Annotated in this window: 12 protein-coding genes, 1 tRNA gene and 2 pseudogenes; 10 read left to right on the forward strand and 5 right to left on the reverse strand. The window is 43.5% G+C overall.

Features of this window, described 5'->3' with window-relative positions; all coding sequences use genetic code 11:
- Positions 1–25 precede the first annotated feature (25 nt).
- Positions 26–100 (reverse strand) — tRNA-Gly (locus PKHYL_RS13995).
- A gap of 583 nt (positions 101–683) precedes the next feature.
- Here PKHYL_RS13995 and PKHYL_RS14000 point away from each other — a divergent pair.
- The 4 genes from PKHYL_RS14000 (at position 684) to PKHYL_RS14015 (ending at position 3053) form a co-directional block, all read left to right on the forward strand.
- Positions 684–1496 carry a M48 family metallopeptidase gene (locus tag PKHYL_RS14000; RefSeq protein WP_212564190.1) on the forward strand — a complete coding sequence of 271 codons (813 nt, stop codon included), beginning with the start codon at positions 684–686 and terminating at the stop codon, positions 1494–1496.
- Positions 1497–1725: 229 nt separating this feature from the next.
- Positions 1726–2046: a BolA family protein gene (locus tag PKHYL_RS14005; RefSeq protein WP_212564189.1), complete on the forward strand. Its 321-nt coding sequence runs from the start codon at positions 1726–1728 to the stop codon at positions 2044–2046.
- A gap of 60 nt (positions 2047–2106) precedes the next feature.
- The gene (locus PKHYL_RS14010; protein WP_212564188.1) at positions 2107–2466 is read left to right on the forward strand and encodes a SirB2 family protein; all 360 of its coding nucleotides are present in this window, start codon (positions 2107–2109) and stop codon (positions 2464–2466) included.
- A 185-nt stretch (positions 2467–2651) separates the two neighbouring features.
- Entirely contained in the window at positions 2652–3053 is a 402-nt protein-coding gene (locus tag PKHYL_RS14015) for a hypothetical protein (protein ID WP_071003013.1), read from the forward strand.
- A gap of 139 nt (positions 3054–3192) precedes the next feature.
- Here the strand turns inward: PKHYL_RS14015 and trxA are convergent, their stop codons facing one another.
- Entirely contained in the window at positions 3193–3630 is a 438-nt protein-coding gene (gene trxA / locus PKHYL_RS14020; RefSeq protein WP_240365423.1) for a thioredoxin, read from the reverse strand.
- A 138-nt stretch (positions 3631–3768) separates the two neighbouring features.
- Positions 3769–4641, reverse strand: a complete 873-nt coding sequence (locus tag PKHYL_RS14025) for an MBL fold metallo-hydrolase (protein ID WP_240365424.1) — start codon at positions 4639–4641, stop codon at positions 3769–3771.
- A 286-nt stretch (positions 4642–4927) separates the two neighbouring features.
- Between PKHYL_RS14025 and PKHYL_RS14030 the strand changes: the two genes are divergently transcribed.
- The 5 genes from PKHYL_RS14030 to PKHYL_RS14050 all read left to right on the forward strand — a co-directional run bounded on the left by PKHYL_RS14030 (position 4928) and on the right by PKHYL_RS14050 (position 8949).
- Positions 4928–5296 carry an ArsR/SmtB family transcription factor gene (locus PKHYL_RS14030; RefSeq protein ID WP_240365425.1) on the forward strand — a complete coding sequence of 123 codons (369 nt, stop codon included), beginning with the start codon at positions 4928–4930 and terminating at the stop codon, positions 5294–5296.
- A gap of 54 nt (positions 5297–5350) precedes the next feature.
- Positions 5351–7060, forward strand: a complete 1710-nt coding sequence (locus PKHYL_RS14035; protein WP_071003010.1) for a SulP family inorganic anion transporter — start codon at positions 5351–5353, stop codon at positions 7058–7060.
- 225 nt (positions 7061–7285) lie between these two features.
- A complete protein-coding gene (locus PKHYL_RS14040) occupies positions 7286–7612 on the forward strand; it encodes a beta-lactamase hydrolase domain-containing protein (protein WP_058025715.1) in 327 nt (108 codons plus the stop codon).
- Between the two features lie 73 nt (positions 7613–7685).
- Entirely contained in the window at positions 7686–8018 is a 333-nt protein-coding gene (locus PKHYL_RS14045; RefSeq protein WP_071003008.1) for a TIGR01244 family sulfur transferase, read from the forward strand.
- A gap of 181 nt (positions 8019–8199) precedes the next feature.
- Entirely contained in the window at positions 8200–8949 is a 750-nt protein-coding gene (locus PKHYL_RS14050) for a glutathione S-transferase family protein (RefSeq protein WP_071003007.1), read from the forward strand.
- 71 nt (positions 8950–9020) lie between these two features.
- Here the strand turns inward: PKHYL_RS14050 and PKHYL_RS14055 are convergent.
- Positions 9021–10402 (reverse strand): annotated as a pseudogene (locus tag PKHYL_RS14055) (alanine/glycine:cation symporter family protein).
- Positions 10403–10733: 331 nt separating this feature from the next.
- Positions 10734–12312: pseudogene (ahpF, locus tag PKHYL_RS14065) on the reverse strand (alkyl hydroperoxide reductase subunit F).
- A 363-nt stretch (positions 12313–12675) separates the two neighbouring features.
- Here ahpF and PKHYL_RS14070 point away from each other — a divergent pair.
- Positions 12676–12924: a YdcH family protein gene (locus PKHYL_RS14070; RefSeq protein WP_240365428.1), complete on the forward strand. Its 249-nt coding sequence runs from the start codon at positions 12676–12678 to the stop codon at positions 12922–12924.
- Positions 12925–13290 lie beyond the last annotated feature (366 nt).

Raw genomic sequence — 13290 nt, forward strand, 5'->3', positions numbered from 1 at the left:
TTTTTGTGCTTTTTCAAGCCATATTTGGAGCGGGAAAAGAGATTCGAACTCTCGACCCCAACCTTGGCAAGGTTATGCTCTACCACTGAGCTATTCCCGCTTATTATCGAATCATCGTGTTGTTAACAACTACTCCGTCTCGATAGGCTGGCTATTTTAGCAAATATTCTGTGGGTGTCAACACCTTTTTTAAAAATTATGGCTGATATTTCCAGTCCAGACCTTCGTTTTTGAGAAAATACCACATAAGCAATTGATTTAAAAACGGAATTGCTTTTAGAAAAATATAAATTATTTCATATTAATAATAGCACTTTAAGGTTTATCCTCTGACATTGATACCTACTACTTCAGTTAAACCCTATCAGTCCACAGTTTACCTTACGTCAAGTTTGTAAAAGATTATAAATTTTTTGCTATCACTAAAAGCAAAACGTTACTTCATTATGAACAATGTCTATTTCACTTACAATCATACGCTCTATTGTTACTTTTACTATCTTGGTTTTACTTGGTTAACATTATTATACTTATTTACAATGATAGCTTGAACAGGCTTTTACTGTCTTAGTAGGTGATTGGGCGTCGATAAATAGCCATAAAAAATAGCGCCATTACTTGCTGCAACGAGATTTACTTTGTTTGATTTTTTCTTTTTACCATTTATCGAGAGGATGCTTTTTATGAAAAAACTATTGACCACTGGTGTGATGGCGGCTTCATTGTCCGCGCTAACATTGACTGGTTGTACCAGTACGACCAATACTGGTGCCGTCGGCGTCGATCGTCAGCAGTTATTGTTGGTTTCTAGCGAGCAAGTACTGCAGTTATCTGCACAGAGCTATGCGAAAACACTGCAAGATGCAAGATCAAAAGGTGTATTAGATACCAATACCGCCCAATTAAATCGCTTGAAAAAAATTGCTAATCGTTTGGTTGGTCAAGTGGGTGTTTATCGTGCAGATGCAGCAAAATGGAAATGGGAAGTACACACGATCAAATCTGATCAGTTGAATGCTTTTGTTATGCCAGGTGGTAAGGTTATGTTTTACTCAGGCATTATTGACCGTCTGAACTTAACTGATGATGAGATTGCTGCGATCATGGGTCATGAAATCTCTCACGCATTACGTGAGCACTCACGTGAACGCATCTCACGCGAATACGCGACCCAAACAGGTATCGGTGTTGCTGCTAGTATCTTTGGTCTATCACAAGGTCAAGCGCAGCTAGCAAGCGTTGCTGGCGATCTAGGCTTGAGCCGTCCGCACAGTCGTACCCAAGAGAGCGAAGCCGATCAAATTGGTCTTGAGTTAATGGCGCGCGCAGGTTATAACCCGCAGGCCGCTATTACTTTATGGCGAAAAATGCAGCGTGCGAGCCAAGGCGAGCCGCCTCAATTCCTAAGCACTCACCCAACGAGCAGCAGCCGTATCGCGGAGCTACAATCATTGATGCCAAAAGTAATGCCACTGTATCAAAAGGCGCGTCGTTAACACGTGACTTAGCGTATTAAGCTACGACTCATGAAGTGCGCAAATACCAAAAAAGCAAAGTACAGACTCTGAGCTGCGCTTTGCTTTTTTACTTTTATTATTTATGGTTGTCACAATTTAAGAGGTCTTAAAACGCGCGCTATACTGGTTTCTATGTCTGCTATAATGCCGATAGATATCATTTGCAGATTGCCTAATAGAATTGCGCAATATACATTGAAGGATTGTTATGAGCACTACACCTACCGCCGATGCACTTCATGCCAAGCTACAGGCTCTAGAGCCGCAGCACATTGAACTAATCAATGAGTCGATGGTCCATGCTGGCTATTTCGAAGGTAAAGAAAGCCACTTTAAGCTCACTATTGTCAGTGAGGCATTCGAGGGCAAGCGACTGGTCGGGCGTCATCAGCTAATATATGGATTGGTCACGCCTTTATTGACGTCACAAGGCGGTCAAGTACATGCCTTAGCCATTCATGCTTATACACCGACAGAGTGGCAAGGTCAAAGCCCTGACAGTCCATTATGCGCGGGTCAAAATAAATAGCTGACAATAAAATGTTTTAAATAAGCCCATATAATGCAGTTCTAGCAGGAGCAATATTCGATGAAACATCTACACATGCTGATGGCAGTACTGACCATTGTGCTGTTCTTATATCAGAGCTACTTAGTGCTCAGCGCAAATAGACGCGCGCCACGCGTGGTCAAAATCGCCACTCATATTATATATGCATTACTGATCGTATCAGGTGCGATCATGCTCATGCAACTGATGAGTGTTAATGCGCCTGTACAGTGGGTATTTGCCAAAATCATCTTACTTATCGCAGCGATTAGCTCAAGCATCAAAGCCTTTAATGCCCTTGCGACACCCACTCAGAGCAAAACAGGTATCCTAATTGCAGCTATCGCATATGTTGGCATTGTAATACTCGCCTTTGTCAAACCCGCCAACCTATTTTGATAAGGAATTGTCGTTGTAGCAGCGCTTTAATATTTTGAGTAAATATCGTATTGCTATCGCATAAGCAGGCGTATTGATAAGACCGTAAAATATTTAATCATTTATATTTTTTCAATATCTTAAACATGCTATTTTTGCTATCTTAAATAGATATAAATACAATTACTTAGCTTAATGGAGCCACTATGAAAACGTTTACCAAAGCGACACTACTGGCAACAGTTGGCGTTTTTGCGCTCTCAGGCTGTGCCTCTACGGGCAATGTCACGCCGCAATATGTGCCGCCCAGCACTTATCAAAACTATGATTGCCAAGCATTGAGCCAAGAATACAATCGCGTCAACCGTTATGTCGAAGCGGCGCGCAATGAGCAATCTACTTTTGCAGCGTCCGGCGTGGGCGTGGGGATTTCTGCAGGACGCTGGGGTATCTCTCCCAATATTAGCTTTGGGGTTGGCAAAAGCAATAATACCAAAGCGCGTGACGCAAAGTTATCGCGGCTCTATGGTGAGCGCGATGCGATTGTCCAATCTGCCCGTATTCAACGTTGTAGTTTTGCCAATGGCATCAAGATTTATGGTGAATAAGATTTAGCGATCTGCACTCTCGTTAAGATAGAATCGTGGCATAACAAAAAAGCCAATACGCGCTCAGCATATTGGCTTTTTTATGGCTATAACTTTGATGAGTCATAATCTAATCTGAGTAATACTACTTTACTAAGCCCTACACCTGCAGGCTTTGCACCCACTGGATGATTTGATTGCTTGGTAGTGCGCCTGACTGACGCGCGACTTCCTTACCATTTCTAAAAGCAACCATCGTCGGTAAGCTTCGGATATTATAAGGGGCTGCCGCTTGCTCGTATTTATCCGTCTGTACTTTGGCAAACACTACCTGCGGCAATTGACCAGCAGCCGTCTTGAACTCTGGCGCCATCATAATGCACGGCTGGCACCAGCTCGCCCAAAAATCTACGATGGTCAATACGTCGTTTTTTTGGATAACCTTATTGGCCGTTTGTGCATCAAGCTCATGCGGGCTTGCGGTCAATAATGATTGACTACATTTACCGCATTTCGGTGCAGCGCTTAGCCGTGCAGCCGGAACACGGTTGGTGGCCTGGCAATGCAGGCATACTAAATGAAAACTTTGCTCACTCATTATCTGTGTCCTATTTTAATTGTTCTGGAGTGTCTCGATCGGTTTGTATCAATAATTTTAGCATAGTCATTTATAGATAAGTGCCTACCCTACAGCGCGATGCGATATATCACATTTTTAGTCATGACACGCTTTGATTTATTCACCAAGGACATTGATAGGTACTTTTAGATAGCGCGTACCGTTGTCCTCTGGCGCGGGAAGGTTCCCCGCATCAATATTCACTTGTACCGCTGGTATAATCAGACGCGGCATGTCCAAGGTCGCATCGCGGCGCTCACGCATTTGCACAAACTCTGCTTCGTTGATACTGTCTTTGACATGGATATTTTCTAATTTTTGGGCAGCAACGGTAGTCGTTGGGCAGTGCTGGCGACTCTCACGCGGATAGTCATGACACAAGTACATCACAGTATCTTCAGGGAGTGCGAGCAGTTTTTGAATAGAGCGATAAAGCGTCTTTGCGTCACCACCTGGGAAATCACAGCGAGCGGTACCCACGTCAGGCGCAAACAATGTATCGCCGACGAACACCACTGTTTTCTCATTATCAGCCGCCACATAAGCCATATCAGCACGAGTATGACCTGGCACATACATGGCTGTGATTGTAATACTGCCGAGCGCTAACGTCTGACCGTCGTCTGTCAAAATATCAAACTGACTGGCATCGGTGCGGAAACTGGTATCAAAGTTAAAGATTTGCTTAAATATTTTTTGTACTTCAGTGATGTGCTGACCGATGACCAATTGTCCACCAAGGCTTTCTTTGACGTGGATCGCCGCCGATAAATGATCCGCATGAGCGTGCGTCTCAATAATGTATTTCAGCGCCCAACCGCGCTCACGTACGAACTCAATGACCTCGTCAACGCTGCTTGTGCTCGTCCTACCTGATTTTGCATCAAAATTTAATACTGGATCAATCATGGCACATAGCTGCTGCTCGACATCAGCCAGTACATGTGTGTAGGTTTCTGTGTCTCTGTCTAAGAAAGAATGAACTTGCATGGCTGCCTCTTTGTCTATTTATGAGTGTTGTGGCAATGTGGTTTTTATATTCAATTAACGCTTAAGTATGATATTGAGTCGTATATAATGATTGCTTATCATTACGACTTATTTGTTATTACTAATATAGCAACTGCAATACATTTTATCAATTTATATAATGTAAATAATGATATCTTGCTATGTGGCGCAATATCATTGATAATCAACATATATTATTAAAAATAATATGGCAGTGACTGCCCTATTATATAAGGAGCTTATTCTGGCTACTTCTACTTCACCAATGAGTACATCTACTCACAGCGCTAACCATGATACCTCCTCTGATAGCGCCGACTTTTCATCTATTGATCTTGCCAAACAAATGCAACAAGCATCGATGCAGGCCAGCCAATTACTAAAGTCGCTCTCTCACCCTGATCGCCTACTTTTACTTTGTCAGTTGACACAAGGTGAGTACTGCGTCGGTGAGCTTGAGGGGTTGGTTGGTGTTGGACAGCCAAGCTTGTCGCAGCAACTGGGTATCTTGCGTAAGGATGAGCTGGTTGCCACTCGCCGTGAGGGCAAGCAAATTTACTATCGTATCGCAAGTGATGATGCTTTAGCCGTATTAGATCTGCTTTATCAGAGATTTTGTGCCAAAACCGAATAATGCCGTACTCGCCTGACTGTTTTATACTGCTTTCTATCTTGGTGATGTATTGATATGTCTTCTATCGCTGCACGTCTGATTCCTACTTGGCTGCGCCAATACCAGCTCACAGTATTACCGACTGATCTGGTCGCAGGACTGGTGGTGGGCGTACTGGTGATACCACAAAGCCTAGGTTATGCGGTACTTGCTGGTCTGCCGCCCGTGTATGGTCTGTATTCTGCGATCGTGCCTGTACTCGTCTATGCTTGGCTTGGTTCTAGCAACGTACAAGCTGTTGGGCCCGTCGCGATCACTGCCATCATGACGGCCAGTGGTCTACTGCCTTATGCTGAGCAAGGCACAGAGCAGTATGCCCTGATGGCGAGTTTATTGGCATTAATGGTAGGGGCATTGCTGTGGATTGCAGGGCGGCTAAAGCTTGGCTGGATTATGCAGTTTATCAGTCGCGGCGTCTCAGCAGGGTTTGTGAGCGGCGCGGCAGTGCTTATCTTTGTCAGTCAGCTGAAGTATCTGATGGCGATACCTATCGCTGGTAGCAGCTTGGTTGGCTATTTATCTACCATGCAGCGCTATGCCAGTCAGGTGCATCCGCTGACCTTAGTGATTGGTATTATCGCGTTTGTACTTTTGGTCGCTAACCGCTATGCGAGTCAATGGGTATGGCGAACGTGGCTGTCATCATCGTATGCCAAATGGGCCGAACGTTTATTTCCATTGGTTTTACTGGGTATTGCTATCGTTCTAAGTATGCTATTGCACTGGAATTCGTTAGGGGTTGCGACCATTGGTAGTATTCCACAAGGTTTACCCAGCTTTACACTACCGCATATGACCGACCTACAAGAAGCGCTCAAACTCTTGCCGACCGCAGGATTGATGGCACTAATTGTTTTTGTCTCTAGCAGTTCCGTTGCCAGTACTTACGCACGCTTGCGCGGTGAGAGCTTCGATGCCAACCATGAGCTGACGGGTCTTGGTCTTGCCAATCTATCTGGCGGACTGTTCCAGAGCTTTGCGGTCGCAGGTGGCTTTTCACGCACGGCGATCAATGCAGATTCTGGAGCAAACACACCCCTTGCCAGCCTTGTGACGGTGCTGGTAATGATTGCCGCGCTGATTGCCTTTAGTAATGCACTTGCACCCTTGCCTTATGCGTTACTAGGTGCAACCATCATGGCCTCTATCATTGGTCTGATAGATATTGCGACTTTAAAGTCTGCTTGGCAACGCGATCGCTTGGATGGAGCTAGCTTTTTGGCAGCGTTCGTCGGTGTGCTCATATTTGGGCTAAATACGGGTTTGGTTATTGGGCTAATGGTGTCATTCGCCAGTCTCATCTGGCAATCAAGTAAGCCACATGTCGCCATCGTGGGACAGCTGGGTGGTACCGGACACTTTCGCAATATCAATCGTCACGATGTGGTGACTTTTGACAATTTATTGATGCTGCGTATCGATGAGAGTCTGTTTTTTGGCAATAGTGAATCGGTACACCGCCGTATTCTAAATGCCATGCAGCAATATCCAGCAGCGCAGGAAATTATTTTGATCATGGCCGCGGTCAATCATATTGATCTGACAGCACAAGAGATGCTCAGTACCTTAAATAAAGAGCTTGCGCTGCAAAACAAGCGCTTACATTTTAGTTTTATTAAGGGCCCTGTCATGGATATCATCGGGCAGACCCCGCTCATTAGTGAGCTGTCAGGGCAGGTATATCTCAGTACGTTAGATGCCGTCGATGCCTTGAAAGACATTTAGCTGCGTCATTATTTTTGTACCGCGCTTTTAATCGCTACTGTCGTCTATCGTACAATATCGCTATGATAGAGCCTGTGTTATGCTAGATTGACTGAACATAGGCTAATGGTACATAAACACATATCACCCGTCGTTTCAGTCTCAACAATGCATGACCTTATTTTTATCATCTCTGCCACGAGCTCAATAATAAATATATATTAATAACGATAACTGAAGCTATTTATGACCGATGACCTAACGATTTATAAGCAAATTTATCCAAGCCAATGTATCAAAATTGCCGAGCTTGGCTATCGCTCAGTACTCAATATACGTCCAGACGCTGAGATCGAAACACAGCCTAACAGCTGTGATTTGGCAACTGCTACAAAAGAAGCAAACTTAACCTATCATCATCTACCATTCGATGATGAGCGCTTGAGTATGCTGACCGTAGAGCAGTTTGCTGAGTTTTATCATGCGATGCCAAAGCCCATATTGATGTTTTGCGGTACGGGCGCACGCGCCAAACTGCTGTATCAAAGCGCATTGATGCAGGGCTTGCTATAGTCATATTGCTCGCTTTGGCTCAATCATAAATGTATTTTACACCACCAACTCAACCAATAAAAAAGGAGCTCCTATGAGCCATGAAGTTAGCTTTACGGGACAGATCACCCCTGACCAAGTCCCTATGATTGCCGAAAATGGCTTTAAAACCATTATCAACAACCGTCCTGACGGTGAAGAACCAAATCAGCCAACCAGTGCAGAGATTGAAGCTGCTGCTAAAGAAGCAGGACTTGCTTATAAAGAGATTTCATTCTCAGGTAATGGCTTGACGCAGCAGCATGTCGAAGCATTTGCAGATTTCTTTAACCAAGCTGAGCAGCCAATGCTTATCTTTTGCCGTACGGGTAACCGCTCAAACGGTATCTATGAAGCCGCCAAGCAAATGGATTTGTTAGACGACTAGCCTATTATTAAGCTAATAAAACTTGCTAACGCTAAAAATAAAAATGCCCATCCAGATTTTGGATGGGCATTTTTGGGATATCATTTGAATGATAGAGATATCACGCAAGTTATAGACTGGTTAATTTTTGACATTGAGTACACAATCAAAAGTCACTGTGATCGTTGAATAGGATTTAAAAATGCAAAAACCACTACTGATCATCGGCAATAAAAACTACTCCTCTTGGTCGCTACGGGCATGGTTACTCTTAAAAGCGTTCAATGTTGACTTTGACGAGCAGCTGATTGAATTGTTTGATCCCTCAGCACGCCCAATACTTGAGGCGCATTCACCAACAGGAAAAGTCCCTGTATTGGTCTACGGTGAAGGCAATGAAAAAGTCACTGTTTGGGATACGTTAGCCATTGCGATACATATTGATGAGTACTTTACGGATATCAATATTTGGACAGGCATCAATAAGCCTGACACTAACGCTCAAACTGACCATCAAAATAGAATCAACAGCGCCTATTGCCAAAGCATCATTGCTGAGATGCATTCAGGATTATCAGGTATTCGTAATGAGATGCCGATGAATATCAGAGCAACTGCTAAAATACAACCGAGCAGTGCGTGCTTATCTGATATTGCTCGTATTGAGGCTATCTTTGCCGATTGCTTAAAAGGACGTTCGACGAACAGTTATTTGTTTGGACATTTCACAGCAGCTGATGTCTTTTTTGCCCCAGTGGTGTTGCGATTACAGACATATGCCAACGCCTCTGGTTTAACACTACAACCAACAACCCAGCAGTATTGCCAGGCCATGCTGAACAACCCGCATATCAAGGCTTGGATTCAAGCAGCACTGCAAGAGACACGGATGATCGAAGAAGATGAAGCGGGTGAGGTTGTCTCGTTATCGGGTATATTGTCGGCTAAATAACACTTTCCACAAAAAACCACTTTAGCTTGGCTAAAGTGGTTTTTTATTGATAAGACTTCAAGCATAACGTTTTACTGTTTTTGCTCTAATGCCTCTTTTACTGCTTTTTTGCCCCATGCACTCAGATCGAGATCTAATTTCTCATACTCTTGCGCATCGAATAACGGCTCTTTGACGCCTGATTTTAATTGACGGGCAAAGTCGTCAAGTAAGCGCTTGGCACGTGGGAACAGCATAATCAAGGCCAATAAGTTGGCAAGTGCCAGTACGCCCATCAATGGATCGGCGAAGAAGAACACGGTGGTAGCTGCTGGAGCGACTGCGCCCAAGAACAAGATCGCAATCACCACAACACGCAACACCAAGGTTGCCGTTTTAGTATTCTTCTTAACCAAGAAGTTAATCGCATTTTCGCCCATGTAGTAGTTATACATGATCGAGCTTAATGCAAACAATAGTAGCGAGATGGTTAACACGTACTGTGACCAATCACCAAGCTGCGCGGTGAGCGCTTGCTGCGCGAGTACGATACCATCAACTTCGGCACCTGGCTGATAAACGCCGCTGAGCAAAATCATAAATGCCGTGGCACTACAGACAACGATGGTATCGATAAATACTGATAGTGACTGCGAGATACCTTGACTGACTGGATGCGTGGCATAAGCAGTGGCGGCAATGTTAGGCGCAGAACCCAAACCTGCCTCATTAGAGAACAGGCCGCGCTTCATGCCTTGCTCAATCGCCACACCGATACCGCCACCAACGACGGATTCAATACCAAATGCATTTTTGACAATCATTGCCATCAGTGCAGGCAGATCGGCGATATTCAACACGATGATAATTAGTGCCATCCCAATGTAAATCAACGCCATCACAGGAATCACAACGTCAGCGACTTTTGCAATACGCTGGATACCACCAAAGACGATAAATCCACCCGCAACCACCAGTACCGTACCTGATATCCAGCGATCAATCCCGAAACTCTCAAGCGCAGAACCTGCTACCGTATTACCTTGGAATGCGATAAATCCAATGGAAAAGACAGTAGTAAAGCAATAGCATAAATGACAGCGAGCCAACGATAATCTTTACCTAAACCGTGTAAAATATAAGTTGCAGGGCCACCGCGAAAGTTACCATCAATGTCTCTGCGCTTGTAAAGCTGAGCCAAGCTACATTCAACAATACTGGTCATCATGCCGATGAGTGCCACAACCCACATCCAAAAAACTGCACCGGGACCACCTAAAGAGATTGCAACGGCAACACCAGCAATGTTACCACCGCCAACACGTCCGCCGATCGAAACAAGCAACGCCTGACGGGCAGAAATGCCGTCGTCTCCTACTTCGTCCGTCTTAAATACACGGAACATACGTTTAAAATATGTAAACTGAGCGAACCTGCCCACAATGGTAAATAATAAACCAAAAATAATTAACATAGGCACGAGTGCCCAGCCCCATGTTAGATCCCCCGACTAGGGCAAAAAAAGATTCTATATATTCCATGCCTATTTTCCTTATAGTTCGTGACGCTATGATAGGTTTTATTGGGCTTATTATCGCATCTAAGACCCATATTTGTAACGAAAATGGCGCATTTGTAACGTAGATGATGACATTTTTCAAGAGAAATTGCTTTGTTCACTCATCAAAATGACTGGTTTTTAAACTTTAGGCGCTATTCTATAGAAAAATTCCTATAAAAACGCAAAAAAAAGCCACCTCAATTAAGGTGGCTTTTTCTTCTAATATTAATTCTGATATTAAAACTTACTGCATAACCAAATATTCAAATGCTGCCAATGCTGCTTTACTACCCTCACCCATTGCAATATTAATCTGCTTAAATGGTACGGTGGTCACATCACCGCAAGCAAAAATACCTTTGCGATCGGTGCGGCAGCGCTCATCAATCTCAATCTCACCAAAGCGGTTTAAATCGACAAAGCCTTTGACAAATTCAGTGTTTGGTACGAGACCGATTTGTACAAACACGCCTGATAAGTCACGCTCATGCGTCTCGCCTGTGCTGCGATCTTGGTAGACGATAGATGATACCTTTCCATCAGTCGCCTTAATTTCTTGCGTCGCCGCACCAGTAATGAATTCAATATTGGATTTTTCTTTGGCTTTATTGATCAATACTTGGTCTGCTTTTAACTCATCAGCGAACTCTAATACAGTGACGTGCTTAACAATACCTGCCAGATCTAACGCAGCCTCAACGCCTGAGTTACCACCGCCGATCACTGAGATGTCTTTACCTTTGAAGAATGGACCGTCACAGTGGGCACAAAAAGCCACGCCTTGACCGATATTTTCTTCTTCGCCCGGTACGCCAAGCTTACGCCATTGGGCACCTGTCGCCAAGATAATACTACGAGTTTCAAACGTCTCGCCGGTATTTAGATTGATGCTGTAGTTTTCTTCTTCTGTCTCGCCGATATCTTTCACACTGACATGCTCTCTTAGCGTGATATTGTACTCAGCTAAGTGCTTAACGAAATTAGTCGACAAATCAGTACCATTGGTTAAAGGTACAGAGATTAAGTTTTCGATATCTTGCGTGTCTTTGACTTGTCCACCGATACGATCAGCGACCATGGTGACTTTTAAGCCTTTACGCGCGGTATAAATAGCTGCTGCAACGCCTGCAGGACCTGCACCAATGACAGTGACATCTTGCTGCTCTAATTGCTCAGCATCATCTTCCACATCTGACAACAGATCAGGAAACTGCTCTTGTAATTTTCCAATCAGTTTGGCAGTGTCAATCAGACCATTGGCAAATGGTTTACCGTTCAAGAATACGGCCGGTACACCTTGGATTTTGTTTGCTTCTACTTGCTCTTGGAAGAGCGCACCATCGATCATCTCATTGCTGATACCATCGTTTAGTAGCGCAAATTGATTCAACGCCTGAACCACTTCTGGGCAGTTATGGCATGATAGTGACACGTAGGTCTGAAACTGTAGCGGCTTGTTGAAGCGTTTGATTAGCTTTTGGATACCTTCATCCAATTTCAGCGTATGACCACCCGCTTGCAAAATGGCTAGGATCAATGAGGTAAACTCATGACCACCAGGAATACCACTAAATACGATACCTGTATCAGCAGTCTCTCCATCAACATGACTGACTACTTTAAAACTAATCGCGCTTGGCAAACTGTCATCGATAACCTGCTCATCGAAATTGATTTTTGTCAGTCGTACCCGCAATCTTGCTCAAAAAGTCGATCAATTCAGCGCGCTTATCGTGCTCACCGCTGCCCAATACAAAAGTAATCGGGCGCGTCATGTTTTCGCTATATGTCTTAACTGCGTCTAATAAATTTTGATCTATCATGTTAGTTCCTCATTATGACTGAATATGTAACGGCAACTATCGAACTGCCTGTTTAAATATGAAATTCTCACACTTAATAATTTTATAAAAAACCTTGTATATATCGAGCTTTCGCTCTTGAATGACCCTATTATCAGGTGTTCGCAGTATTTGGGCAAGCTGAGAAACTCAAACTTTACGTTTTATAAAACCAATCGTTAATAGGTTTAATTAATTAAATACAAATATACTGGTAGATAATAGCCATAGTATCTAGGCTATTTTTTCGCTACAATCGAGAATAGTTCTTAAGTTAAGCCGTCTTTTTTAACACCATACGCGATTGCTTATGAGAAGCTTGCGTTTCATGACAAGGATGAACACATGAGAAAAACAGATACTTTCCACGATAACAGAGATATTATTGCCGAACTGAAGCTCAAAGACAGTCATTTCGCGAGTATTTTTGATGAGCATACCGAGCTTGATCAAAAAATCAATTATCTCGAAAAAGATCTAGTCAAGCATGCCAGCCGTGAAGAAGAAATAGAACAAATGAAACGGCGTAAATTACATCTCAAAGACGAGATTTATAAGATTATTGATAAAAATAAAGAACAATCTCGCGCCTGATATAGTCAATCCTAAATAAAACAAATACATTATATATCAAAGTGGAACTGGTCTAAATCTTCCTTGCGTGCTGTGGCTATGCTGCTCGATGCTGCGAAAAATTTATCCCAGTCCCACTGTATCGTTTTTATACTGAATTCACTATATAGTCAATCAATATTAAAAGTGGTACAAGGCAGACGAGTGCAAGTACTACAGTAGTAGGCTAAACGAGTCTAACGCTGTAACACTTTAATAGTGGTTCGAATATACTACGCCTACTACGCTTATGATCAATAAATAAGACTCATAAGATTGTAGCTAGCGCCATAAAAAAACCCCATCAACATCAGTTAATGGGGTCTTTATTTGTAGAACTGATTCACA

Origin of the sequence: Psychrobacter sp. KH172YL61, from assembly GCF_007182895.1 — a bacterium.
In the GTDB taxonomy this organism is placed as follows: Bacteria; Pseudomonadota; Gammaproteobacteria; order Pseudomonadales; family Moraxellaceae; genus Psychrobacter; species Psychrobacter pacificensis.